The sequence below is a fragment of the Paenibacillus sp. J31P13 genome, from assembly GCF_056269295.1.
On sequence record NZ_JBWDNR010000001.1, the window covers coordinates 443,904 to 470,143 of the forward strand.

A 26,240-nucleotide genomic window follows, 5' to 3' on the forward strand; every position below is an offset into this window, starting at 1 on the left:
TAAAAAACAAATGGAGTGGATTACAAGTTATGCAAGCAAGAGAGAACTTACGGAATATCGCGATTATTGCCCACGTTGACCATGGTAAAACAACATTGGTTGACAAACTGCTTCAACAATCAGGAACGTTTCGTGAGCACGAAGCAGTTCAAGAACGCGCAATGGATTCTAATGATATTGAGCGTGAGCGCGGTATTACGATTTTGGCTAAGAACACAGCTATTAACTACAAAGACTTCCTAATTAACATCGTTGATACACCTGGACATGCTGACTTCGGCGGCGAGGTTGAGCGTATCATGAAAATGGTAGACGGCGTACTTCTGGTTGTTGATGCATTTGAAGGCTGTATGCCGCAAACGAAATTCGTTTTGCGCAAAGCGCTTGAATCGAATCAAACGCCAATTGTTGTCGTAAACAAGATTGACCGTCCGAATGCAAGACCTTCTGAAGTTGTAGATGAAGTGCTTGACCTATTCATCGAGCTTGGCGCGTCAGATGAGCAGCTTGAATTCCCAGTTGTATATGCATCAGCGCTTATGGGTACATCAAGTCTTGATCCAGAAAAACAAGATGAGAACATGGAAGCTCTATATGAGACAATCATCAGCAATATCCCGTCACCGACTGAGGATGTTGAGCAACCATTGCAATTCCTTGTTACTTTGCTTGATTATAACGAGTACATGGGTCGTATTGCGATCGGCCGTGTTAACCGCGGAATCATTAAACAAGGTCAACAAGTAGCTGTTATGACACGTGAAGGCGGAACAAAACAAGCAAGAATTGAGAAGCTTTTCGGCTTCCAAGGCTTGAAACGTATTGAGATCGCTGAAGCGGGAGCAGGCGATATCGTAGCGATCGCAGGTATTCGTGAAATCAACATCGGTGAAACGATTGCTGATCCGCAAAATCCTGAGGCATTGCCAGTTCTAAAAATTGACGAGCCTACTTTGCAAATGACTTTCCTTGTAAACAACAGCCCGTTTGCAGGCCGTGAAGGTAAATGGGTAACATCCCGTAAACTTCGTGAGCGTCTATTCAAAGAGCTTGAGACTGACGTAGCACTTCGCGTAGATGAAACAGCAAGCCCTGATGCATTTGTTGTATCCGGTCGTGGTGAGCTTCATTTGAGTATTCTAATCGAGAACATGCGCCGTGAAGGTTTCGAGCTTCAAGTATCGAAGCCTGAAGTAATTGTTAAAGAAATTGACGGCCAGAAATCAGAGCCTTACGAGCGTCTTCTAATCGATACGCCTGAAGAAAGCATGGGCGCTGTTATGGAGAGCCTTGGAACACGTAAAGCTGAAATGGTCAACATGATCAATAACGGCAACGGTCAAGTTCGTCTAGAGTTCATTATTCCTGCACGTGGTTTGATTGGATACCGTACACAATTCCTAACAATGACACGCGGTTATGGTATTATGAACAATGCATTTGACAGCTATGGTCCACTTGCTGGTACTGGAGTTGGCGGCCGTCACCAAGGCGTGCTAGTAGCGAGTGAGAACGGTACTTCTACTTTCTACGGTATGATGGGCGTTGAAGACCGCGGTATTCAATTCTTGGAGCCAGGTACTGAAATTTATGAAGGTATGATCGTCGGCGAGCACACGCGCGAGAATGACATCATTGTCAACATCTGTAAGGTAAAACAACTGAACAACATTCGTTCTGCTGGTAAGGATGATACGGTTACGTTGAAAAGCCCGCGTTTGTTCTCCCTTGAGCAAGCTCTTGAGTATTTGAACGATGATGAGTTCTGTGAAATTACGCCGAAGTCGATTCGTATGCGTAAAAAAATCTTGAACAAGAGCGAGCGTGAGCGCGCGGACAAAAACCGTAAAAACGCTCAAGCCAGCGTTTAAGAATCATTGATCATCGATTAAATAACGTAAGGTTTTGCTAAGGCAAAACCTTACGTTTTCTTTAAAATATAAGTGGGATTATAAGTTTAATACTTATAATCCCACTTATATTTCACAGTGCATGCAAGCTGTGCAACTAAAATACGACAAATGTCGTTTATGTTATCGAAGGAGGTTTACTATATGCAGGCATGGCTTAGCGATCATAAGCTTGTTTCCTATTTACTCATATTAGGCTTCACGATATACATATTTAACAAAGTGTTTCGTGCACAGCAGAAGCTGCCGCTATTCAAAGAAATACTCGTCTATGCCCTGATCGCATTTGGATCATTTGTATTGATGATTTTGCAGGTTGATAAGCTGCCGATTATTCAATGTATGGGTGTAGCGGTACTCATGATGATGATGCTCCGCGGTCGTCAATTATATGACAAGTGGAAGGGCAATAACACGAATGATACGACTCCTCCAAGTGCGGAATCCCGTAAATGAAGCTTGAGGATGCTTTATTTAATTGGCTGCAGATACAGCTGGTTGCGAATGCCCGTCCCGATGATGGGGCCGCGCAGGATACCGTCCTTTTTTTTGCACAAATATTGACGGAGGATCACGGATTATCTCATTTTGAGATTCTGAAAATGGATGAAACGATGATTCATGTGAAATACGAGAAAGATGGCCGGGCAAAGCTGCAGCTGTATCCGCGTGAACGTTGCGAGCAGCTGCTGACGGACATTGAAGCTAATCCAAAATACAACTAGGCTTGAAGGTGGAACATATGAGCAAAGGTTCGTCAGAATTACCTCCAAGAACGGGTGCCCGTCAACCGTCGAAAGTCAAAAAGAAAAAGGCGCGCAAAAAAAGGTCTATTTTCAAAATATTCTTTATTCTAGTATTCGCTATCCTGCTTATCGTAGCTGCTGTACTTGTTTATCTTGTAGTTAAAGCAGATGAGGCAGTGGACAAAATTTCTGAAGTGGAAGATTCAGAGGTTGTCATACCAGCTGAAGAATCGGTCAAAAAGAAGTCAGTAGCGATGCTGCTAATGGGTATTGATTCGCGCTCACACGGAGGCGGCTTGAATACGGATGTGATGATGATCGCGGCATTCAATCCTAACTCGGGAACGACTACTATCGTAACGATTCCTCGTGACTCCAGAATTGATATTGATGGTTATCGCGCACGCAAAGCAAATAGCTTCTATGCAGATTTCTATATGAATGCGCTTAGTGAGAAGAAGCTGAAAAAAGAACAGGCATATTCCGATGCGAAGCAAGAAGTGCGCAAAGTGATGAGCAAGCTGTTTGATATTGATATCAAATATACAGCGGTTATTAACTTCCAAGGCTTCTCGGATGTGGTAGATGCACTTGGCGGTGTCGATGTAGATGTTGATATGGATATGAAATATAAGGATTCTGCGGACGGCACAAATATTAATCTCAAAAAAGGTCCACAATTGCTGGATGGAGATAAAGCGCTTGATTTTGTTCGCTATCGCAAATCAAATAATGGTAAAAATATGTCGAGTGACTTTGATCGAAATGCTCGTCAAAGTCAGGTTATCGGCGCTTTAACGGATAAAATGAAATCATTAAGCGGAGCGTCCAAAGTAGGTTCAGTTATTGAGGCAGTCGGCAATAACTTAACGATGGATATGCCGTCAAAAGAAATCAAAAACATGATCAGCACTTATTTTGGCATGAATCGCAGTGATATTACCTTTATTCCGCTAGAAGGCGAATGGAAAAGTCCTTATGTATATTTAAATGATGCTAAACTTAATGAGGCGCGTGCGGCGTTGCAAGCAAAAATGGCTGAATAACCATAGACGGACTTTAATAAGCTAGATATAATAATGCTACGGAGGCCGTTTTGTATTCTGTTCAGAGGGAGGTCATGCAGATGACCGCAGCCGTATCCGCACGATTCGAACGAATGATTAGAGCTAAGCACAAGCAATTCTCTATTCCAATGATTACGAATGATACGGATTCCCGCAGAGAGGCTTCTGACATTATAGCTCGGAATAAAGCGTTGCTTTACGGCACTCGCTTGTCCTATGCTGAGTTATGCGAAAAAAAGAATAAACAGCGCGCAGGAAATGACTTGGAATCGCAAGCATTTGCTGCCATGATGAAAGCCTAGTGAGAACTCACTAGGCTTTTTGTGTCTTCAGAAGGACATTTACTTTTTCTTCATCTTTAAGGCTTCTTGTTTTTCCGACTCCTGCGGAATAACGTCTCGCGGCATTTGAGGAATGATTCGTCCCATAATATCAGCCAATTCTTCTGCAAAGCCGACTATCGGTCTACCTTGCCTGATATCGTGACCCATTTCATTAATTCTTTGGGAGAGATCGATATCAGCGGTGACGAGAGCGTCAATGCCATACGGATCTTTATGGAATGCTTCAGCAACGGAATATTTTATCGTACCGACTCTGGAGCGTTCCATCTTGGGATCAACGTCAATACCGACAATAGCTGTATGACCGAATACAACGCAATGTGCATTAGTCACACCGTCAACTCCTTTGGCGAGCTGCTCCAAATGTGCCGTTACCTCTGCAGCATTTTTAATTTCCTTTTTCGCAGGAGTCGTTTGCTTCGCTTTATAACTGGTATTATTTTGTGGAGAGGGTGATGTTTCATTACGTGCGGCGGTGCTGCAGCCTGTCGCAACAATCGCAATAATGATCGCTGAAGCCATCCATTTGAACATGTTTGCCACCTCTTTTTTTTCGTTGAAAATGAGAAAGTCACTTGTCCGCCATAGTTTACCCGCAGATTAGTAAGGCTATGTATGGCTTTTAACGAACATCCAACGCCGGGAGGGTTCTCATGAAAAAAATATTCGTGCTCGATACTAATGTGCTGCTTCATGATCCGCAAGCGATATTCGCTTTCGATGATAATGAGGTCATAATTCCCGCAGTTGTGTTGGAGGAAATCGATTCCAAAAAAAGACTGGCCGACGAGCTGGGACGCAACGCTCGCTCCATCTCGCGCTTGCTTGATAGTATGAGGGAAAAGGGACATTTGCATGAAGGGATAGAGCTTCCAAGCGGCGGGTTGTTGAAGGTAGAGCTAAATCATCGAAGCTTTATGCGTGTGCAAGAAATGTTTGGTGAAATGTCTAACGATAATCGAATTTTGGCGGTTGCGCTGAATTACCACATAGAGCAAGAGAACCAAGAAGAAAAGCAAAGCATTGTATTGGTAAGCAAAGATGTGCTCGTCCGAATTAAGGCGGATGTACTGGGCTTGCAAGCTCAAGATTATTTGTCCGACCGAGTCATTGTCTCGTCAGAGTTTTATACGGGATACATGACACTCTATGTGCATCCTGCTGTTATTGATGAATTTTATACGTACCGTTTTCTGACTGTGAATAATCTGCAGCTGAAAATGCGATTAAATCCGAATGAGTTTGTTATTTTGCGCGATGAGATGGGTACTTCAAAGTCTGCGCTTCTCAAGGTCAGCCAGGACGGTGCAAGGCTGGAGCCCTTGTTCCTTAGCAATGATCCCGTCTGGGGAATAACAGCTAGAAACGCACAGCAGCGAATGGCGCTTGAATTGCTTCTGAATGACGATATCCCGCTCGTTACTCTCTCAGGCAAGGCTGGTACCGGAAAGACCCTTTTAGCGCTAGCAGCAGGGCTTCTTAAGACTGAGGATGAGCATAAGTATAAGAAGCTGTTAATCGCAAGGCCAGTCGTTCCAATGGGGAAGGATATCGGTTATCTGCCTGGAGAGAAGGAAGAGAAGCTTCGTCCTTGGATGCAGCCCATCTATGATAACTTGGAATATTTATTTGATACGAAGAAATCAGGCGATATTGATAAAATATTAATGGGTATGGGCAGTATTCAAGTGGAGGCGCTCACTTATATACGCGGAAGATCTATTCCGGGACAATTTATTATTATCGATGAAGCGCAAAACTTAACGAAGCATGAAGTGAAAACGATCGTATCTCGCGTAGGTGAAGGCAGTAAAATTGTTCTGATGGGAGATCCAGAGCAAATTGATCATCCATACTTGGATTCCATCAGCAACGGGCTAACACATATCGTAGATCGGTTCAAAAATGAAGGCATAAGTGGTCATATGACGTTAGAAAAAGGCGAACGCTCGAAGCTTGCTCAGTTAGCTGCTGATTTGCTCTAAACCAGATATCATTCTCTAACGATAAAATAAGGGACTTCTCCATCAGGCTATTTACTAGCCTGAGCGGGAAGTCCCTTTTCCTTTCGTTCCGTAATTAGGGTTAAACAGTGACCTAGAATGCTGTAAAGAAATTGTCCTAGGTATAAAGATTCACTTTCGTTTGGACAAAGCATCAAATTATTGTTATCCTATTTTTAGTAGATTTATGGATGAAAGGAAGAAGGCTGTGTCTCCCAGAAAATATGTGCCGCTCGTTATCGGCGCGTTACTGTTAGCAGCACTGTTATTAATCCCCTTCTCAAGAAATACGAGCTCAGTAAGCATAGGGAAGCCTGACGGAAGCTCTCCGATTCAGCCTCAGCCCGGTGTACTTGAAGTGAATCAGCAGTCGAGCATTCATGTAAACGTTTCCTTGCCTCCTGAACAATATAGACAGCTAATCAAACTGAATCAACATTTTATGATGAAATATCCGAATATCCAAGTCAAGCTAACGAACGAAACCTCCCGTGAACGCGCATATGAACAGTGGGCACTGCAGAGCCAACAAAGAGAGGCTCCTGATGTTATGCTGCTTGAGAGCGGCTGGGTTAAGCCGTTTGCCGTTCGGGGGTTTCTACAGTCCGTTGACAGCATGCTGACGGGAGACGCGCTTACAGATCAAATGGCGAGCCTCTTGGACCCATTGAAATGGAATGGCTACCTTTGGGGTGTTCCGAAGGATGTTAACCCTTATGTTGTCGTTTGGAATCATACATTATTGAAGCAGGCGGGGCAAAATTCGCCGCCGACCGACTTTGCAGCTTATCAAGAGATTGCTGCCAAGGTGCTTGAGCTGGATGCGGAAACGAGTATTCTGAATTGGAGTGCTGGTGATCTCATTCAACAGCTCATTTGGCTGGCTATGTTTCAATCTGAGCAATCCAATATTATTAACGCTCGTCCTCTAAACGAAATTCAAACATCACAGCTCAAATGGATGCAAACGATGGAAGCCGGGATTAGTCGAATAGAGGTAGAGGATAGCGCAGCATTGAACGAAGCTTTTCGTGAAAATAAGCTGTTAGCTGCTGTTATACCTTGGGATGCTTATGAAGGTATGACTGAGACGACTAGAGACGGTCTAATTGTGGATCGTCAGCATATCTATTTTCCGTGGTTAAATGGGCGAAGCTATGTGATTTCCTCCAACAGTGAGTTTCAAGAAGAAGCGATGTTATGGATTCAGGAGATGACGGATATTAACACACAGCAGCAAACCTATGATCTTTCTGGGCTGCTGCCTGCCAAAGCATCCTTGTATACCTTTAACAGCTCATCTGGAGTCGAACAAGGGCAAATCCCGCCGGCATGGTGGAAAAAAGTGCTGGACGAGAAGCAGCAGGATGATCAATTGCCGCTCCCTGATCCGTTTTGGCCGGAGAAGTGGCTGCAGTTAGAGGGTAAATGGAAATTCTATTCAAAAGATACGTTCGAGATCGATAATTATATTGGAGCTTTGGATGCAGCATGAAAGTAACAAAAAAAGAATGCCCTGTTTAGACATTCATAACGGGGCATTCTTTTTCTTTACAATTTTAAGCTCAGCTTTATGATCAGCTCGCCGTCATTCATTTCAACTGACTTTGCCTTTAGGAAGGATACGATAAGATCAGGGTAGAAGCCTAAATCAAATTCCTTTTCCAGCGATTGACGAGTCGTATCCGGCAGGGAAAAACCGTTGAATATCAGCTCGTCTACGTGAAAGAGAATAGCGTTTTTGGGATCATTTTCGATCGTATAATGGCCGGTAATTTTGATTTCCATATTATCTCGTTTACCTTGTGCAGTAACTTTACCGTCGGTAAATTGGAATGAGAAATGCTTAAATATATCATTTTGCTGGCGTAAAAAGTCGTTTAAATCATCTTCGGGCACTTTTATTGTATAGTTGAAGCCTTTTATTTCTAACAGTTCCTTATGATCTTGCACCCAAGTCGGCAGCTTCTGCATCGCCTTTGACAACGCTCGGAAGTACTGCTTGACCTCATCGATACCAGCGGACTCCCAGAAGGAGGTAAGCTCCGTAATCATAATACGTATTCGCTCTGCATCGGATCGACCTGCAAGCTGTTCATCGAGGTTTTTTTCTAAGGCAAGCACACGGTCACGCTGTGTTTGCAGCTGCTGCTCTATTGCGATGAGTTCCTCGCGCCTTGTCTCAAGAGCTTGATAGCCGTCCTTTACCTTTCGATATTGCTCCACATATGTATTCAAGGTATGCTGATCATTAGTTAATATAAATTCGGCGTAGTCCATAATTTGAAATAGTTCGGCTAAGGAATCAAAGGATAGAAGCGAGGCAAATATAAAATCTCTCTCACCCATATAGTAAGCACGCAGGATACTTCCGGCTTCATCTTGCTTCTCCGAAATTTGCTGCTCCTGCAGCCATAATTGCTTCTCTGTATCCGACATGGTCAATGTTATTTGTTCCTTCTGCTCTTGAATCCTGAGAATTTCTTTGTCGATTTCGATGACGGATAAGCTTTTCTCAAGCAGCGTATGCGTATCATCCTGGTCTGCTGTCTGGGGCTCGGCCCATACGGGAAGCCGAATGAGGAGCGTTGTGATAAGAACCATGACGATAGCTGCTATGCCAATACGCTGTCGTTTAACGGATATGATCAATGGCATCCTCCCTTCTCAGCATTCATTTTATGCGGCAATTAATTCTATTATATCTTACATTTAGAAAAGGATGAACCTTGCGATGAAGGAAAATGTGCTTGCTCAATCTCTTGCAAAGCAAATTGCTGAGTCCCAACAAGCTGGATGGTATACCGATTTTGAAGGGAAAAGTCGTACCGTAAATTGTATATCCTTTCTTCAGTATATGAGCGCTTGTCTATATGATGCAGACCACGGCTATTACCGATCGGGTCCTATTCGGGTAGGCAAGGAGGGCGATTTCTATACAAGCTCAGCCATTGGGCACGTGCTGGGAGAGGTGCTTGCTCGGTATTTTGGAGATTATGGGAGGATATCGGGGAAGCCGTTAAAGCTGATTGAATGGGGTGCTGGAACAGGAAGATTATCTGCTCAAATTATGAATGCCGGGAGAAGCAGGGACACGGATTGGGATAAGAAGATGGACTCGATTCTCATCGAGGATCACCCCTTGCATGGCGCAGCTGCTTCGCATGCGTTCGATGAAACGAAAGATGCGAATATTCGCCCTAAGCTGGCAACATCCTATGAAGCTTGGGATGCGAATTGGTTGAAAGGACCTGCTATTGTGCTTGCAAACGAACTGCTGGATGCTTTTCCTGTACATCGGGTGCAATGTGTCGAAGGACAGCTGGTTGAGCTGGGTGTTGCGTACAATGAGGTGCTGGGCTTTTACGAGGTGTTTATGCCTCTAACCGATGAGCGTATATACGGCTGGTTGGAGCAAGGCGGTATTCGGCTCATGGAAGGACAGCGAACAGAGGTGCATGGAGGCATAGTTGATTTTTTGAAGCGGCTTGCAAGCGTAATGAACGAAGGACGGCTTGTTATTATTGATTATGGCCATGAAGCGGAGGAGTACGGCGCGTCGCATCGTATGCTAGGTACATTGATGTGTTACTGGCAGCATCAAGCAAGTCAAAGTCCCTATGTTAGAATTGGCGGGCAGGATATCACCTCCCATGTTCCGTTTACGTTCGTTCAGCGTGTCGCTGAGGAAAACGAGTGGCAGATCGTCAGTTATTCCACTCAGAAACAATTTCTGATTGATCATGGCGTGATGGAATTGCTGCAAAACCATGAGAGCAGGGATCCCTTTAGTGAGGTTGCTCGAATGAATCGGGCGGTGAGACAACTGCTGCTTAGCGATCAAATGAGTGAGACGTTTAAGGTGCTCGTTTTGGATAAAAAATAATTACATTGCAAAAAAACGGTGTCAACCCGAGGGCTGACACCGTTTTTTTGTTAGCTTTTTGTATGTAGCTTCCCTTAGAAGGGCAAGTCCATCTTGAAGACCGACCAATACGTGAAACCCACGAATGAAATGATCATATATCCCCAGAACATTACAATGTAAGTTCTCTCAGAGAAATTCAAGTAGCCAAGAAATACGAAAGCAACGGCTTGTGCGAAGAACAACAACGCAAATTCCGTCATATGGCCTGCAAAAGCCATAAGTCCGATTACCAAAGTCCAAAAACCAAGTACCCGATACATACGTGCCAAGATAAGATCCCCCTTTCGCTGCGACCCGATTTTCTAAATTTCATTATAACGTTTGGCGAAATAAGTGTAAACCAGAAACAATGACAAATTGGTAAATTTTTTTTGCTGCATATTTATTTTGACCCTATCTGCAAATAGTTTACCCAAATATAAGCGCGATCATGTATGAGCTGTGAGAAAAATGGTTATACAAATTAGTATCCAATAGATTCTATGAACTCTACCAAGAGCATAGAGATAAAGTAAGCGCCTTTACGTTAGGAGGTTTTTGTTGCATGACAGCAGTTAGACAAGATGCGTGGAGTCCGGATGATGATCTTATACTCGCCGAGGTTACACTACGCCATATTCGCGAAGGTAGTACACAGCTTGCAGCTTTTGAAGAAGTGGGCGAAAGAATTGGACGCACGTCAGCGGCATGCGGTTTCCGTTGGAACAGCTGTGTTCGCAAACGTTATGAAGATGCGATTCAAATCGCCAAGCAGCAAAGACAGAAGCGTAATTATTTGAAAAAACAAACGATTGTCGCAACGCCTCACGTTTCATCCATAGCCGTTTTTGAAACGGATGAACGTGTATTTAAACAAGATACGGGTTCAATCGAGGAAGGCTTATCGGTTGATGCAGTTATTCGTTTTCTTCGTGGATGGAAGACGACTTATGGGGATTTAGCGCGTCAAATCAAGTGGTTTGAGAAGGAAATGAAAGAAAAAGATGATGAGTTGTACCGACTTCGTGATCAGAATGAGAGATTGTCCAAAGAGGTTAACAATGTTCAAACGGATTATCGCGCTGTGAACGATGATTACAAGACTTTGATTCAAATTATGGATCGCGCAAGAAGATTGACGGTTTTAACGAATGATGATGAAGCAAAGCCTAGATTTAAAATGGATGCAAACGGTAATTTGGAACGAATTGAGTAGGCTTTTTAATGAAATAAGAGAGGCTCGCCCTGAATCTATGGGCGAGCCTCTCTTTGTATAGCTATTGCATTATTTTCAACAGATTTGATACGATATGTGAAATATCATAGTGGAACAATAAGGAAAAAGAACGGAATTAAGAGTAACGTACGGACTGTAGGAGGGCTGAAAGTGCAATTTGATATTATAGGCGGAGGATCTATCGGACTACTCTATGGCGCAAGACTGGCAGAGGCAGGAGCTGATGTAACGATATGGACAAGGAGTGAAGAGCAGGCGTCCATGCTCCTCTCAAATGGTATAGCACTGCGAGAGCTAGACGGGGTAAGTGAGCGAGTTGTTAAAGTTATGAGTAGATGGAGTAGAGAGGCTGCAAGCCTGTCAACTCAACTAGTAGTCAATGAGCGGGCAGTCGATCGATGGATTCTATTGACGGTGAAACAAACGGACATAAATGAAGAGCTGTTAGATCAGTTAGTACATATCGCAACATGTGGCGGACATCCGTCTACAGCTGTTATTTGTTTGCAAAATGGAATTGGTCATTTGGAAAAGCTTCAGAACAGGCTGCCACAGACACCGTTGATTGCCGCGGTTACTACGGAAGGGGCAAAGCGTCTTGATGGACGATCTGTTGAGCATACGGGAAAAGGACAGCTTTGGTTGGCAGAAGGAACTGAAAATCAGCGTAAACAAGACGATTCTTTCGAAATCTCGCAAAAAATGTTGGTTAACATGCTGCAATCGGCAGGATTTACCACAAAACTGTCGAATGACATAGATAATCGGATTTTTAGCAAGCTGCTTATTAACGCTGTGATCAATCCTTTGACTGCAATATTTGATGTAACCAATGGTGAATTGCCGAACCACTCTTCACGAGAAAACCTAATGCGAGCGCTTTATAGGGAAAGTGAGCGAGTTCTACGAGCGGCGGGAATGACGACTGAATGGGATGGATGGCAGCAAATTATAGAAGTATGCAAGCTTACTAGCGGGAATGTCTCGTCCATGCTAAGTGATGTTCGTGCTGGTAAGGAAACAGAAATTTCAGCTATTAATGGCGGGATTGTAAGACTGGCCGAGAGCTGCAGTCTGGAAGCACCGCTAAATAAAGCAATAATCGAACTCGTACACGCACTACAACCGAAGCTGAGTTAGAAGGAGTGGAAGACGATGGAAATGATTTGGCATAGCATCAAATATTTATATGCGTATTTGGCAGTCATCCCCATCATTCCTTTCACTGCTATTTTGTTTGGCTATGGTGCCTTTATAAGGGATCGAAAGAAAGCGTTTCGATTAGCAATGGATGTAACAACTGCTCTTTTGATTGGTATCGTCGCTGTTTTGTTTGAGCTTATTTTTAAGAGCAAATTCGGTTTGTACGGTATTTTACTATTCATGATTCTAGGCGGAGGGTTGTTAGGCAATGCGCAATTCCGCAAGCGAGGGAAAGTGGATGCCAAAAAGATTTTCCGAACGATTTGGCGGTTAAGCTTTTTTACAATGAGCTTGCTCTATGTTGTTTTTATGATTATCTATATTGGCAGAACGGTTATGCAAGCCTAATCAAATTCATACTTGGCAAGCGCCTCTACCTAGTTGAGGCGTTTTTCTTTTGACGGGTGCCTGCCCCTTTGTGTACAATTACTTTGTTATTAAAATTTATTGATAAGTCGTGTAAACGACTGACAAGCGGGAGGTTACGGGCTGCGCTATGAGAAAAGAATCTTATTCATTGCCAAGCGCTCAGCCTTTAACAGAGGCTTATATACATCGGACAGATGACCGTATTGAAGCGTTGTACGGTTATCACGCTGGAGCGGAGCAAGATTGGATTAGACGGTTGAAGAGGTTGGATGAAAGCAGCAACGTGAGAGCAGAAGCTGCCGCAGTGGCAGCAGTATTGCGTGCATATAATGAAAAGCTTGGTGCTGCATCAGAGGTATTTGCAAGTATCGCAGCTATTGCTGAGGGAGCGCCAGTAGTCGTTGGCGGACAACAAGCCGGCCTTTGGACGGGACCGTTGCTAGTGATACATAAAGCAGTATCCATTATTGGCGCTGCGAAGTCAGCGAGCCAGCAGCTTGGCCGAGTGGTCGTCCCTGTATTCTGGATTGCAGGCGAGGATCATGATTGGGATGAAGCGAACCATGCCTACGTCATAACTGCGGAGCAGGAGCTTCGCAAGCTTTCTGCTGCACGTCCAGAAGGTGCAGCGCGCACAGCTGTCAGCCGCATTGGTATTTCAGCTGAAACGTGGGAGCAATTGTTGGCAGAGCTAGAACAGACATTGCCGTCCTCTGAGTTTAAGCCGGTCATGCTGGAGGAGCTGCGGAGCATGACGCAGGAAGCTCATTCCTTATCTGATTTGTTTGCCAGAATTATGAGTCATTTATTTAGCTCAACGGGCTTGGTTTTACTAGATGCCGATGATCCTGCCGTACGCGGTTTGGAGTCTCCGATGTTCAAGCAGTTGATCAAGAGAAATGATGAATTGGAGCAAGCTTATCTGGCTTCTGCCCATCTGGTGAAGGAGTTAGGTTATTCCTTACAGGCTGATGTGACACCGGGAAGCGCCAATCTGTTTCTCTTTCACAAAGAGAACGGAGAAGAGCGTACTCTTCTATACAAGAAGGATGGTACCTTCCAGGACCGTAAAGGACAATTGTCGTTAACGGAGGAGCAGCTGCTGCAAATTGCAGATCAACAACCTCAGCAGTTAAGCAATAATGTGCTTACACGTCCGCTTATGCAGGATTATTTATTTCCTGTGCTGGCGACTGTGCTAGGACCTGGTGAGATAGCTTACTGGGCTTTGACCGGAGAGGCTTTCCGCACGCTTGGCATGGAAATGCCAATTATTGTGCCGCGCATGTCCTTCACACTTGTCGAAGGCATAATAGCCAAAAACATGGAGAAGTATGAGCTTTCATTCGAGGATATCATGCTTCGCTTCGAGGAACGCAAGGAGCAATGGCTGAAGGAGCAGGATGGATTGTCCATCGAGCAGCAATATGCAGATGCAAGGGATAGCTTCGAGCGTCTATATAGACCGCTGTTAGAGCTTTCGACGTCAGTGCAGCCTTCACTTGCAAAGCTGGGGGACACGAATCTGCAAAAAATTGTCGAGCAAATTAATTATATGGGTTCGAAAACAGTGGATGCCTTTAATAAACAGTTCGAGGCGACGACACGTCAGCTTGATCGCATCCATTTATCCATTAAACCGCAAGGGAAGCCTCAAGAACGGGTTATAAACATGTCCGCGTATTGGAATCGTTACAGTCTAACATGGCTGGAGAAGCTTCTTGAAGCGCCTTATTGTCGCACAGGCGGGCATGAGATCATATATTTGTAAGAATACTGGGAGGTATGAATACATGAGTGCAGCAGATAAAAGTATTATTACGGATTTGGCATTGGCACCTGATGGTCATTTGAAGATTGATTGGGTGCGGGCGCATATGCCTGTATTGAATACGATTCGTGAGCAGTTTGAGAAGGAACAGCCATTTAAAGGGTTGAAGGTTACCATTGCCCTTCATTTGGAAGCTAAAACGGCTTATTTGGCAAAAGTGGTCAAAGCTGGGGGAGCAGAAGTAACGATTACAGGCAGCAATCCATTATCTACACAAGACGATGTCTGTGCTGCTCTCGTAGAAGACGGCATTACTGTGTTTGCAAAATATAATCCGAGTGCTGAAGAATTTAAGGAACTAAACATCAAAGCGCTTGAATGGAAGCCTGATCTCATTATTGATGATGGCGGAGATTTGGCAACGATCCTTCATTCAGAGCATCCTGAGTTCGGCGAGAATTTACGTGGTGGAGCGGAAGAGACAACTACGGGAATTATTAGACTCAAAGCAATGGAAAAAGACGGTTCCCTTAACTTCCCAATGGTTGCTGTTAATGATGCCTATTGCAAGCATCTCTTTGACAACCGTTATGGGACGGGTCAATCGGTATGGGATGGCATCAATCGGACAACTAACCTGATGGTTGCTGGTAAAACAGTTGTTGTGGTTGGCTATGGCTGGTGCGGTAAGGGTGTAGCGATGCGTGCGAAGGGTCTTGGCGCGAACGTAGTCGTAACTGAAATCGATGCAATCAAAGCGGTAGAAGCCTATATGGATGGCTTCGCAGTAATGCCAATGCTTGAAGCAGCGAAAGTGGGAGAATTTTTCGTGACGGTAACAGGAAACCGCGACGTTATTCGCGGCGAGCACTATGCAGTCATGAAAGACGGAGCTATTATATCTAACGCAGGTCACTTTGATGTGGAAGCGAACAAACCGGAGCTTAAAGCAATGTCAGAGAGCGTACGTACCGTTCGCCGCAACATTGAAGAATACAAGCTGACAGACGGACGCAGCATATACTTGCTTGCAGAAGGCCGCCTTGTTAATCTAGCTGCAGGTGATGGACATCCCGCAGAAATTATGGATATGACATTTGCGCTACAGGCAGTAGCATTGAAATACGTGAATGAGCAATACGAAGCAATCGGCAAAAAAGTAGTTAACGTGCCTTACGATCTTGACGAGCAAGTAGCACGTTTGAAGCTGCAATCACTTGGCTTTGAAATTGATACGCTGACACAAGAGCAAATTTCTTATTTGGACAGCTGGAAAGAAGCGGAATAAATACAATAAAACGCAGGAAAGCCGTGAGCAATCACGGCTTTTTTTATTTGTGTAACCTTTTATTACCAGTATCCGTCTAATGGGAAAATAGTAAGGGGGGAAATTCCTTGATAATAAATAAAAAAGGAATTTGGTTTCTGGTAGCAATGGTTATTGTAATGGGTCTGTTGTCTAGTTGTTCCTCAGCAAGCGATAATTCAGCAGGTGCTTCAAATAGTAAAGCTGCTAGCAACCTGGACCGGAATATGAGTGATGGTGAGACTGGAAGTTCTGAGGCTATAGCCCAAACAACCGCGTCAAGTGCTGAGGGGGTTAAAGGTGAAGCTGGGGAGTCTGTTGCAGGCGGCGGTTTTGCATCAGAGTTAGCTTCCAGCGCGAATGGCTTCAATCAAAAAATTATATATACGGCATCTCTGAGTATGCAGGTGGATGAATTGACAGCAGCAGCAACTCTGCTGCGCAATGCGATCCAACAAAGCGGCGGCTATATTTTGGAATTCCAAGATATGAAGCATGATGGTGAAATTGGCTCCAATTATACGATCAAAGTGCCGGCAGCTGGGTTTATGTCCTTTATTGATCGGGTAGAGGGGATAGAGCATAAGGAGTTTGAACGAAATATCGGTGGAAAAGATGTATCCGAACAATATGTTGATTTGGAATCCAGACTGAAAGCGAGAATGCTGGTAGAAGAAAGACTGCTCCTCATGATGGATAAAGCAGTTAAAGCCGATGACTTGCTGAAGTTTTCTCAACAGCTGTCTGAGGTACAGGAAAATATTGAAATGATCAAAGGGAAAATTCGCTACTTGGATCAGAATGTATCCTTCTCCACGGTAGAGCTTCGTTTGTATCAAACGAACCAAAAACTAAATAGCATCGGCTCAGATAATCCGCAATTGGGTGGAAGGATGTCGGATGCATTAGTAAGCAGCACCAAGTTTGTATGGGATAGCTTGAAACTGCTGTTAGTCATTTTGGCGGGTGCATTGCCTGTGCTTGTCGTACTCGCTATTTTGGCTGTACCGTTCTACTGGGTTATACGCCGTAAGAAAAATACAGCTGCAAGTCGGCAAATTAAGCCCTCAGATGAGGAGCAGCCGCCTACCTCATAATTATTAACAGTATAAAATATTTTAAAAAAATCCTGCTCATTGAGCAGGATTTTTATTTTAGGTGGCGAACTACTGTATCTTAGTGGGGAAAAGTGGGGCAAAGTGGTGGGATGAGGGGAAGGGGTGGGGCTGAACTATGTTTATGGGTGAATATCAACATAGCATTGATGAGAAAGGCCGCATCATCATACCTTCAAAATTCCGTGAATCCCTTGGTTCCTCGTTTATTGCAACCCGCGGATTGGATAATTGTTTATTTGTTTATCCCATGAATGAGTGGGGCGTTATGGAGCAGAAGCTCAAAACATTGCCGTTGATGAAATCCGATGCGCGTGCATTTACCCGTTTTTTCTTTTCCGGCGCCACCGAATGTGAGCTGGACAAACAGGGAAGGGTAAACATACCCAGCCATCTCAGAGAGTATGCAAAGCTGGATAAGGAATGTATGGTGCTTGGCGTATCAGGGCGAGTAGAAATTTGGAGCAAGCAAACTTGGGATGGCTACTATGAGCAATCAGAGCAAGCATTTAATGAAATTGCAGAGAAGCTCGTTGACTTTGATTTCAACTTCTAGAATGGACAACAAGAATGGGAGGGCTGAGACATGTTTCAGCATATTACAGTGCTTTTGAAGGAAGCGGTTGACGGTTTGGCAATTAAGCCGGACGGTATATACGTCGATTGTACGCTTGGAGGAGCGGGACATAGCGAGCTTATTGCATCCCGTCTGGGCGAAGGAGGGCGTTTAATCGCATTCGATCAGGATGATTGGGCACTGGACAATGCTCGTGTTAGGCTTGCTCCTTATATGGATAAAGTAACGCTTGTGAGAAGCAATTTCCGAGATTTAGAACAGGAGCTTAGAGGCTGCAACGTACCTATGCTAGACGGTGTGCCTCAGGTAGACGGCATTTTGTTCGATCTTGGTGTATCAAGTCCTCAGCTTGATGAAGCAGAACGCGGCTTTAGCTATAACCACGATGCACCGCTAGACATGCGGATGGACCGTGAAGGAGATTTAACTGCACATGAGATTATTAATACGTGGGAGGAGCGAGACATTTCCCGTATATTGGATCGTTACGGTGAAGAAAAATTTGCTCGTTCCATTGCAAGAAATATTGTGAAGGCTCGCGAGAAGGCGACTATAGAGAAGACCGGAGAGCTGGCGGAGCTGATCAAAGTATCTATTCCAGCCGCAACTAGACGTACCGGCGGTCATCCAGCCAAGCGTTCGTTTCAAGCGCTCCGTATCGCAGTAAATGACGAGCTGGGAGCAGAAGAGGAAGCATTGGAGCAAACGATTCGCTGCTTGAAGCCAGGCGGTCGTGCTTCCGTTATAACCTTCCATTCGCTTGAGGATCGCATCTGTAAACAGATGTTTGCAAAGTTTGTGGAGAAATGTACCTGTCCACCTGATTTTCCACTATGCGTATGTGGAAACAAAGGAACAGTAAAATTGATAAACCGTAAGCCAATTGTCCCTAGTGAGGAAGAGCTTGAGCTTAACCCTAGAGCAAGATCGGCGAAGCTCAGAGTAGCAGAAAAGCTATAAATAATATGAACATTAAAGGTAAGAGGGGGATTTGAATTGGCGTACGTGAATGGCAATTTGGCTTTGCAGCCTAAGCGAAAGCAAGATCAGCAAACGGTAATAAAAGAAACAAGACGAGTAGTAACGACTCGAAAATCACTTCCAGGCCCAGAAAAGCTTCTATACCTATTTACTGTATTGATGCTGGTCGTCGTAGCGGGCGTCATTATTTTTCGATTCTCTCAGGATTATCACATGAACTTGGAGATTAAGCAGCTGACGAATGAATACCGGACAATGAACATTGAGATGGAAGATTTGAAGAAGCAGGTTGAGATGCTTAGTGATCCTGAACGTATTCGCAAGATGGCTGAATCCAATGGAATGGTTAGTTCAATTGAAGGTGGCATCAATATAAATACCGGTGATAGCGAGATCAAATCCGCTATGAGTGAGTAGGGTGGATATATGATGAAAAAACGAATTAAAGTACGAACATTATTATTTGGAGGGGTAATGACCCTCCTTTTTCTCATTTTAATCGGCCGAATCTATTATGTTCAGGTAGTAACAGGCGCTGAATGGTATGATTTGGCGAAAAAACGCTGGTCAGCAAACGAAGTACTGGTTGCTAAGCGGGGAACGATATCAGATAGAGATGGCAATGTGTTTGCCATGGATACGATTGCATATAATGTTTCGGTCAATCCTCAAATTATTAATGATAATGAATTGACAGAAGAAATCATAGATGGACTACATGAAATACTAGGCAAATCAAAGGATGACCTTCGGAAAATCGTGACTGCTAAGAAAGAATCGGATGGGAAATATTTCACCCAACGTGACATACGGCCGGAAGGACTGAAGATCGACAAGACAACAGCAGATAAGCTCAAAACATTTCGTGATGAACTGAAGAAGGAAAAGAAGGTGAATGATGTCGGCATTATTTTGTCGGAAGATTTGAAACGCTATTATCCTAGAAATTTGCTAGCTTCTCAGCTCGTAGGGTACTTAGATCGAGATGGAATAGCGATGACAGGCGTGGAAGCTTCTTTCGATGAACAATTAAAAGGTGAAAACGGTTTTGTCCACTATGAGAAGGATGGCCAGCGCGTACAGCTATCAGAGGGTGACTTTGAGATTGAACCGGCGAAGGACGGTAAAGATATCAAATTAACCATTGATAGTGACATTCAGCATTACGTGGATGAAGCTTTGAATGAAATTGTACGGAAATATTCGCCGAAGAGCGCAACAGCGATCGCTGCAGATCCACAAACGATGGAGATTTTAGCGATGTCGAGCGCACCTGCCTATAATCCGAACACCTACTGGAAAGATAACGGGAACTCCTATAATCATTCTATTAAATCTTTGTATGAGCCAGGCTCCACTTTCAAAATCGTTACGCTTGCAGCAGCGGTAGAGGAAGGAGTCTTTAACCCGGAAGAAAAATATAAGTCAGGGCAAATAAAAGTTCCAGGCGGCTTGGTTCGCGATATTAAGCGTGAAGGCTGGGGAACGATTTCCTTCTTGGATGGCTTGAAGCATTCCAGTAACGTAGCCTTCGTTAAGCTGGGCTATGAACGCTTAGGTGCAGAAAAGCTTCGTGAATATATAACGAACTTCGGATTTGGGAGCAAGACCGGCATTCAACTAAGTAATGAGCTTACAGGTTCGATTCGCTTTCAGTATCCGCTCGAAGTGGCGAATGCTACATTCGGTCAAGGGGTAACCGTTACACCAATTCAGCAGGTAGCAGCTGTAGCTGCTGTTGCAAACGGCGGTAAGCTGTTGCAGCCCCAGATTGTTAAAAGTATTACGGACCCGGTGACCAAGACGACAACGGAGGTTGGACCAAAGCTTATTCGCCAAGTCATATCCAAAGAAACGTCGACTCTGGTGGGTGAATACTTAGAGCAGGTCGTCTCTGACCAAGTGGATGGTTCAGGTAAAAATGCATATATCGAAGGTTATCGAGTCGCGGGTAAAACAGGTACAGCACAAAAGGTAGACGGGACTAATTATTCCAAAACGAAATTTGTAGTGTCCTTCATCGGCTATGCGCCTGTTGAAGATCCGAAAATTGTCGTATATGTGGTTGTCGATGAACCGAATGACCCTCTGGTAGGGGGCGGTAAAGTTGCTGCTCCTGCATTTCGCGAGATCGTGCTCAAAAGTCTTCGTAAAATGGGCGTAGCACCGACTTATAAGGCGGATGAGAACCCTGCGAAGAAGGATGTTACAGTGAAGATTCCTGATCTGTCAGATTTGAAAGTAGCTCAAGCGAAAGCGGAATTGGCTGCAAAAGAGATTGGATTTGAGTTTGTTGGCAATGGCGGAACCGTGTTGCAGCAAATACCTGCTGCGGGCTCCATTGTGCATCCATCGCAGCGTGTGTATCTCATTACGGAGCAGCAAGACAAGCTGGCTGTTCCAGATTTGACAGGGGTATCCCTCAGAGATGCTCTTGAAGTAACATCTTTGATTGGTATTCGAGTTATTACAGAGGGGACAGGATTCGTCGTTTCCCAGAAGATAGAGGAGCAAAATGGTAAACGCGTCATTAGAATCAAGCTTAAGCCCCCAGGTGATCTGCCAGCAGGGGAAGCTGATACTAATAGTGATGCAGACGCTGCTGCTTCGAATGCCTCTGAAGGAACTGACAATGCTAAGGGAGATCAAGCGCAACAGTCTGATAAACCTGAATAGCTAATATCTAAAGCTTGTTCTATCATCCGCTTGTCCCGAATAGGTTTGGAATGAGCGTCAGCATATGCTGCGCTCCTTACGAAACGTTCTAGCGGAGGAGGAACAAGTAATGAAGGTATCTAATGTGACAGTAAGACGCCGCTTATTTATAATTTTGATTTTAGCAGGTATTGCATTCATCGCCTTATGCTTTCGGCTAAGCTACGTGCAGCTATGGAAAGGCGAAGAACTAGCAAACAAAGCTGAAAATTCATGGAGACGGGATATTCCATACGTCGCGAAGCGAGGCGAAATTACCGATCGCAACGGCGTTCAATTGGCGTATAATGTTAGCTCGCCTACGGTATGGGTCATTCCTGTACAGGTAAAGGCTCAAGAAGCAACGGCTGCTGCGCTTGCTCCGCTTTTGGACATGTCAGAGGAAAAGCTGTTGACGAAAATCAAAACCAAAAAAATGATCGTTCAGCTTGGACCGGGCGGACGTAAAATGACGCTTGAAAAAGCAGAGCAGATTCGCGAGCTTGCCCTGCCGGGTATAGTAGTTGCTGAAGATAATAAAAGATATTATCCGTATGGCAGTCTTGCCGCGCATGTGCTCGGCTTTACAGGCATTGATAATCAAGGGCTTACAGGCGTGGAGGCAAAATATAATAAAGAACTGAGCGGGATTGGCGGAAGTGTGTCCTTCCTTTCGGATGCGGCAGGACGGCAAATGCCCAACTCTTCCGATACCTATGTGGAGCCCAAGGAAGGACTCACCATGCAGTTGACGCTGGATAAGGGAATTCAGACAGTCATGGAGCGAGAGCTCGATCAGGCGATGACCAAGCTGCAGCCTAACGGAATTATTGCAATTGCGATGAATCCGAAAAATGGTGAAATTTTGGGCATGGCCAGTCGCCCGACATATGAGCCGGATAAGTTTATGGAAGTTCCCTCTGAGGTTTATAATCGGAATCTTCCCATATGGATGACTTATGAGCCGGGCTCGACCTTCAAAATTATTACGCTTGCTGCCGCATTGGAGGAGAAGAAAGTTGATTTGCTAAAGGAACGCTTTTTTGATCCCGGTGCAATTGAGGTGGGAGGTGCAAGACTTCGCTGCTGGAAGAAGGGCGGTCACGGCAGCCAAACCTTCCTAGAGGTCGTAGAAAATTCATGTAATCCAGGCTTCGTTACCCTTGGACAACGATTAGGGAAAGATAAGCTGTTCGAGTATATTAAGAATTTTGGCTTCGGAACAAAAACCGGCATAGATATTGGCGGTGAGGAGAATGGTATTCTCTTCAAGCTCAGTCAGGTTGGACCAGTTGAGCTTGCTACAACAGCCTTTGGCCAAGGGGTATCCGTTACGCCTATTCAACAGATAGCTGCTGTTTCCGCGGCGATCAACGGCGGTACCTTATACAAGCCCCATGTTGCAAAGGCATGGATCAACCCGGAAACTGGCGCTGTTGTGGATACGGTGGAGCCTGAAGTGGTGCGGAAGGTTATTTCCGAGGAAACCTCAAAGACGGTGCGAGAGGCACTTGAGAGCGTTGTTGCGAAAGGAACAGGACGTAACGCGTTTATCGATGGATACAGAGTTGGCGGCAAAACGGGTACAGCGCAGAAGGTTATTAACGGACGATATTCGCCTTCAGAGCATATCGTTTCCTTTGTTGGATTCGCCCCAGCGGATGATCCGCAAATTGTGATTTATGTAGCGGTCGACAATCCGCAGGGCATTCAGTTTGGTGGAGTCGTAGCAGCGCCGATCGTTCGCAACATGCTGGAGGACTCACTTGCCATTTTGGAGGTGCCAGCTCGCGAGAAGCAAATTGATCGGATTTACAAATATGGAGAAACGCCAATCGTAACCGTGCCGAATTTGATTGGAAAATCGGTCTCTGATCTATATGAGGACTTGAATATGAATTTCAATCTCTCATCAGCAGGCTCCGGCAATATCGTCATTCGACAAGCACCAGCTGAGGGCACACGAGTAGATCGCGGTTCTACGATCCGGATCTATTTGGGAAATGATGATAATATATCCCACTCACATTGACTATAATGATAGTTAACGAGGACGCCGCGGACGGCATATAGTAAATCCGTTGGCGTTTAAGGGAGGGGCTGAAGCAGATGCGTCTAAAGGAAGTTGCGGAACTGCTTATCACGTCGCGGCTTGTCGGTGACGGGGAGACGGAATGGATCGGCATTGAAACGGATTCACGAAGCATTAGCGCTGGATTATTGTTTATTTGCTTAAGAGGTCATACGGTAGATGGTCATTTGTTTGCTCCGCAAGCGGTTGAAGCGGGAGCGGCTGCTTTAATTGTGGAACGAGAGCTTAACCTGCCGATCCCACAGCTAGTTGTAAAGGATTGCCGACTGGCGATGGCTGTTATCGCGAATCATTTTTATACGTATCCCAGCGATCAGCTTAAGCTAATAGGCGTTACGGGGACGAATGGAAAGACTACAACCACCTATTTAATTGAGCAAATATTGAATGATCAGGGAAAGGCATCAGGCGTGATAGGAACGATAGAGCTGCGCTATGGCGGCCAGTCCTTCCCCATGTCGAGCACGACTCCGCAAACGCTCCAGCTGCAAAAATATTTAAGTCAGATGCGAGATGCCGGTACGCAATATTGCGCAATTGAAGTCTCCTCCCATGCATTGGAGCAGGGACGAGTAAAAGGCTGCCGCTTTCGAACGGCTGTCTTTACCAATCTGACTCAGGATCATCTTGATTATCATGAGACGATGAGCCGCTATGCCGCAGTAAAGGGCTTGTTTTTCTCTCGACTCGGCAATGTTTATAGGGCTGATGAGAATGAACGATCATATGCCGTGCTCAACGGAGATGACCCATTATCAGCGGAATATGCGGAGCTTACTGCAGCTGAGGTCATAACTTATGGCATCGACAACGAGGCTGATATAAGGGCGTCGAATATACGTATAACTGCTCAGGGAACTACCTTTCATGTAAAAACCTTTCGAGGCGAGACAGACGTAACCTTGCAGATGGCGGGCAAGTTTAATGTATATAATGCGCTGGCCGCTATTAGCGCCGTGCTTATTGAAGGAGTGCCGCTCGAGGCTATCGCCGCTAGCCTAAGTGCAATTCCGGGCGTTCCGGGACGAGTAGAAGCGGTGAACGCCGGTCAAAGCTTTGCTGTCATAGTAGATTATGCACATACACCAGACGGATTGGAAAATGTGCTGCGAGCTGTTCAGCAGTTCGCGGAGAAACGAATTCTATGCGTGTTTGGCTGCGGCGGTGATCGTGATCGTAAGAAACGCCCGTTGATGGGGTTAATTGCTGCCCGCTATGCCGATCATGTCTTTATAACATCCGATAATCCGCGTACCGAATCACCCCAGCTTATTCTTAAGGATATTGAAGAAGGACTTATAAATAATGGTGTTGATACAGATAAATACCAATTAATTGGGGATCGGAAGCTTGCAATTCAAAAAGCGGTTGAAATGGCAAGCCAAGGAGATGTAGTATTGATTGCGGGGAAAGGTCATGAGACCTACCAGGAAGTGAATGGAATAAAGCAACCGTTTGATGATCGAACCGTTGCGAAAGAAGCGATAAGGGGAATCATACATTGATTAAACGTACGATGGAACAACTAGCCGCGATGAGCGGTGCAAGATGGAATAAAAATGGTGCTGAGCTTCTTGTAACAGGTGTAACGACGGATTCGCGCAAAGCTGAAGCGGGTCAATTGTTCGTTCCGCTTGTTGGCGAGCAGTTCGATGGGCATGAATACTTGGAGCAAGCTGTAACTAATGGAGCTGTAGCTGCGCTTTGGCAAAAGGGACGTGAGCTGCCTGAGGCGCTTGCTAATTTTCCTCTTCTCATTGTAGGAGATACACTCCTTGCTCTGCAACGACTAGCGACTGCTTACCGCAGTGAGCTTTTTGTTCGCGTTGTTGGGATAACCGGCAGCAACGGTAAAACAACGACTAAAGACATGGCAGCAGCGATTCTAGGCACTTCTTATAAGGTTCACAAAACAGAAGGCAACCTTAATAATCATATCGGACTGCCGTTAACGGTGCTCCAGCTCGACGAAGATACAGAAGTGGCTGTGCTTGAAATGGGTATGAGTGACTTTGGTGAAATTGAGCTATTGACGAAAATTGCACAGCCCGATGCCGCAATCATTACGAATGTTGGAGATGCCCATATGCTCCAGCTTGGCTCACGAGCGGGTATTGCGAAAGCTAAGCTTGAGATTGCTCTTGGATTAAGCGAGGACGGTATGCTGCTTTACAATGGTGACGAGCCTCTTCTGGAAGCAGAATTGGAACGTGCAATATTGCCTAGCGGTATTAACCGCAGAACTTTTGGACTGACAGCACGCAACGAATGGTCGGCATCCGACATCGTCATTGCTTCGGAAGAGACTCAGTTTACAGCGCTTTTTAATGGTACGCCGAGCGGTCTTGGTACCGTTCGAATACCTGTTCCTGGTCAGCATAATGTCAGTAATGCGCTTGCTGCTATCGCTGTTGGGCGATACTTCGGAGTGCCGGCGCCTAAGATTGTTGAAGGCTTGAACAATATGAAGCTTACGGGAATGCGAATTCAGCCAGTTGAAGCTTTTAACGGAGCTAAAATTCTGAATGACGCATATAACGCTAATCCGACTGCGGTTCGAGCAGCTATTGATCTCGTAGAGCAATTGGAAGGCTATGGCCGAAAATGGATCGTGCTTGGTGATATGCTAGAGCTTGGTGAGGAAGAGCAAGAGCTTCACTTCGGGATCGGCGCTTATATTACACCAAGCAAGGCAGATGCCGTGCTTACATTTGGACCTCTGTCACAGCATACGGCTGACGGAGCGAAATCACGCTTCTCCAAAGAAGCGGCTGATGCGTTCATTTTACATTTTGATGATAAAGAAGAGCTTACTGCATGGCTTAGAAACAAGCTGGAGCCCACGGACATCGTACTGATTAAGGGCTCCCGCGGCATGCGGATGGAACAGATTGTCCAAGCTTTAGAGGTGGGGTGAG

24 protein-coding genes are annotated in these 26,240 nt (G+C 45.1%); 21 read left to right on the forward strand and 3 right to left on the reverse strand.

Annotated elements, in window-relative coordinates; translation table 11 throughout:
• Positions 1–29 precede the first annotated feature (29 nt).
• From typA to AC0YOD_RS01765, 5 genes are all read left to right on the forward strand, one after another.
• On the forward strand, positions 30–1,871 hold the full coding sequence (typA, locus tag AC0YOD_RS01745; protein ID WP_475797525.1) for a translational GTPase TypA: 1,842 nt from the start codon (positions 30–32) through the stop codon (positions 1,869–1,871).
• 183 nt (positions 1,872–2,054) lie between these two features.
• A complete protein-coding gene (locus AC0YOD_RS01750; RefSeq protein ID WP_475797526.1) occupies positions 2,055–2,366 on the forward strand; it encodes a YlaH-like family protein in 312 nt (103 codons plus the stop codon).
• Positions 2,363–2,635 (forward strand): hypothetical protein, encoded by a 273-nt coding sequence (locus AC0YOD_RS01755; protein WP_475797527.1) that lies wholly within the window; start codon positions 2,363–2,365, stop codon positions 2,633–2,635. Before AC0YOD_RS01750 ends, AC0YOD_RS01755 begins: the two co-directional genes overlap by 4 nt.
• 17 nt (positions 2,636–2,652) lie before the next feature.
• A complete protein-coding gene (locus AC0YOD_RS01760; RefSeq protein WP_475797528.1) occupies positions 2,653–3,702 on the forward strand; it encodes an LCP family protein in 1,050 nt (349 codons plus the stop codon).
• A gap of 80 nt (positions 3,703–3,782) precedes the next feature.
• Positions 3,783–4,025 (forward strand): hypothetical protein, encoded by a 243-nt coding sequence (locus AC0YOD_RS01765; RefSeq protein WP_475797529.1) that lies wholly within the window; start codon positions 3,783–3,785, stop codon positions 4,023–4,025.
• A 39-nt stretch (positions 4,026–4,064) separates the two neighbouring features.
• Here the strand turns inward: AC0YOD_RS01765 and AC0YOD_RS01770 are convergent, their stop codons facing one another.
• Positions 4,065–4,601 carry a YhcN/YlaJ family sporulation lipoprotein gene (locus tag AC0YOD_RS01770; RefSeq protein ID WP_475797530.1) on the reverse strand — a complete coding sequence of 179 codons (537 nt, stop codon included), beginning with the start codon at positions 4,599–4,601 and terminating at the stop codon, positions 4,065–4,067.
• A 119-nt stretch (positions 4,602–4,720) separates the two neighbouring features.
• Here AC0YOD_RS01770 and AC0YOD_RS01775 point away from each other — a divergent pair, with 119 nt between their 5' ends.
• On the forward strand, positions 4,721–6,052 hold the full coding sequence (locus tag AC0YOD_RS01775) for a PhoH family protein (protein ID WP_475797531.1): 1,332 nt from the start codon (positions 4,721–4,723) through the stop codon (positions 6,050–6,052).
• 226 nt (positions 6,053–6,278) lie between these two features.
• Complete coding sequence (locus AC0YOD_RS01780) at positions 6,279–7,565, forward strand: extracellular solute-binding protein (RefSeq protein WP_475797532.1); 1,287 nt, start codon at positions 6,279–6,281, stop codon at positions 7,563–7,565.
• Positions 7,566–7,621: 56 nt separating this feature from the next.
• Here the strand turns inward: AC0YOD_RS01780 and AC0YOD_RS01785 are convergent, their stop codons facing one another.
• The gene (locus AC0YOD_RS01785) at positions 7,622–8,722 is read right to left on the reverse strand and encodes a coiled-coil domain-containing protein (protein ID WP_475797533.1); all 1,101 of its coding nucleotides are present in this window, start codon (positions 8,720–8,722) and stop codon (positions 7,622–7,624) included.
• A gap of 82 nt (positions 8,723–8,804) precedes the next feature.
• Between AC0YOD_RS01785 and AC0YOD_RS01790 the strand changes: the two genes are divergently transcribed.
• Entirely contained in the window at positions 8,805–9,956 is a 1,152-nt protein-coding gene (locus tag AC0YOD_RS01790; RefSeq protein WP_475797534.1) for a class I SAM-dependent methyltransferase, read from the forward strand.
• Positions 9,957–10,030: 74 nt separating this feature from the next.
• On the opposite strand, the gene AC0YOD_RS01795 is transcribed toward AC0YOD_RS01790, so the two are convergent.
• Entirely contained in the window at positions 10,031–10,267 is a 237-nt protein-coding gene (locus AC0YOD_RS01795) for a DUF2626 domain-containing protein (RefSeq protein WP_053375484.1), read from the reverse strand.
• Between the two features lie 275 nt (positions 10,268–10,542).
• On the opposite strand from AC0YOD_RS01795, the gene AC0YOD_RS01800 reads away from it, so the two are divergent.
• The 13 genes from AC0YOD_RS01800 to AC0YOD_RS01860 all read left to right on the forward strand — a co-directional run bounded on the left by AC0YOD_RS01800 (position 10,543) and on the right by AC0YOD_RS01860 (position 26,239).
• Positions 10,543–11,193 carry an RsfA family transcriptional regulator gene (locus tag AC0YOD_RS01800; protein WP_475797535.1) on the forward strand — a complete coding sequence of 217 codons (651 nt, stop codon included), beginning with the start codon at positions 10,543–10,545 and terminating at the stop codon, positions 11,191–11,193.
• 171 nt (positions 11,194–11,364) lie between these two features.
• Positions 11,365–12,354: a ketopantoate reductase family protein gene (locus tag AC0YOD_RS01805; RefSeq protein WP_475797536.1), complete on the forward strand. Its 990-nt coding sequence runs from the start codon at positions 11,365–11,367 to the stop codon at positions 12,352–12,354.
• Between the two features lie 15 nt (positions 12,355–12,369).
• On the forward strand, positions 12,370–12,765 hold the full coding sequence (locus tag AC0YOD_RS01810) for a DUF3397 domain-containing protein (protein WP_475797537.1): 396 nt from the start codon (positions 12,370–12,372) through the stop codon (positions 12,763–12,765).
• Between the two features lie 148 nt (positions 12,766–12,913).
• The gene (bshC, locus tag AC0YOD_RS01815) at positions 12,914–14,557 is read left to right on the forward strand and encodes a bacillithiol biosynthesis cysteine-adding enzyme BshC (RefSeq protein WP_475797538.1); all 1,644 of its coding nucleotides are present in this window, start codon (positions 12,914–12,916) and stop codon (positions 14,555–14,557) included.
• A gap of 22 nt (positions 14,558–14,579) precedes the next feature.
• Positions 14,580–15,845, forward strand: coding sequence for an adenosylhomocysteinase (locus AC0YOD_RS01820; RefSeq protein WP_475797539.1), 1,266 nt, complete (start codon positions 14,580–14,582; stop codon positions 15,843–15,845).
• Positions 15,846–15,952: 107 nt separating this feature from the next.
• On the forward strand, positions 15,953–16,960 hold the full coding sequence (locus AC0YOD_RS01825) for a DUF4349 domain-containing protein (protein WP_475797540.1): 1,008 nt from the start codon (positions 15,953–15,955) through the stop codon (positions 16,958–16,960).
• 136 nt (positions 16,961–17,096) lie between these two features.
• Positions 17,097–17,534 carry a division/cell wall cluster transcriptional repressor MraZ gene (gene mraZ, locus AC0YOD_RS01830; RefSeq protein WP_475797541.1) on the forward strand — a complete coding sequence of 146 codons (438 nt, stop codon included), beginning with the start codon at positions 17,097–17,099 and terminating at the stop codon, positions 17,532–17,534.
• 30 nt (positions 17,535–17,564) lie between these two features.
• Entirely contained in the window at positions 17,565–18,515 is a 951-nt protein-coding gene (gene rsmH / locus AC0YOD_RS01835) for a 16S rRNA (cytosine(1402)-N(4))-methyltransferase RsmH (RefSeq protein ID WP_475797542.1), read from the forward strand.
• 45 nt (positions 18,516–18,560) lie between these two features.
• Positions 18,561–18,953 (forward strand): cell division protein FtsL, encoded by a 393-nt coding sequence (ftsL, locus tag AC0YOD_RS01840; RefSeq protein WP_475798339.1) that lies wholly within the window; start codon positions 18,561–18,563, stop codon positions 18,951–18,953.
• Positions 18,954–18,965: 12 nt separating this feature from the next.
• Positions 18,966–21,212: a penicillin-binding protein gene (locus AC0YOD_RS01845; protein ID WP_475797543.1), complete on the forward strand. Its 2,247-nt coding sequence runs from the start codon at positions 18,966–18,968 to the stop codon at positions 21,210–21,212.
• Between the two features lie 109 nt (positions 21,213–21,321).
• Positions 21,322–23,262 (forward strand): stage V sporulation protein D, encoded by a 1,941-nt coding sequence (locus AC0YOD_RS01850; RefSeq protein WP_475797544.1) that lies wholly within the window; start codon positions 21,322–21,324, stop codon positions 23,260–23,262.
• A gap of 77 nt (positions 23,263–23,339) precedes the next feature.
• Entirely contained in the window at positions 23,340–24,827 is a 1,488-nt protein-coding gene (locus AC0YOD_RS01855; RefSeq protein ID WP_475797545.1) for a UDP-N-acetylmuramoyl-L-alanyl-D-glutamate--2,6-diaminopimelate ligase, read from the forward strand.
• Positions 24,824–26,239, forward strand: a complete 1,416-nt coding sequence (locus tag AC0YOD_RS01860; protein ID WP_475797546.1) for a UDP-N-acetylmuramoyl-tripeptide--D-alanyl-D-alanine ligase — start codon at positions 24,824–24,826, stop codon at positions 26,237–26,239. Before AC0YOD_RS01855 ends, AC0YOD_RS01860 begins: the two co-directional genes overlap by 4 nt.
• Position 26,240: the final 1 nt, after the last annotated feature.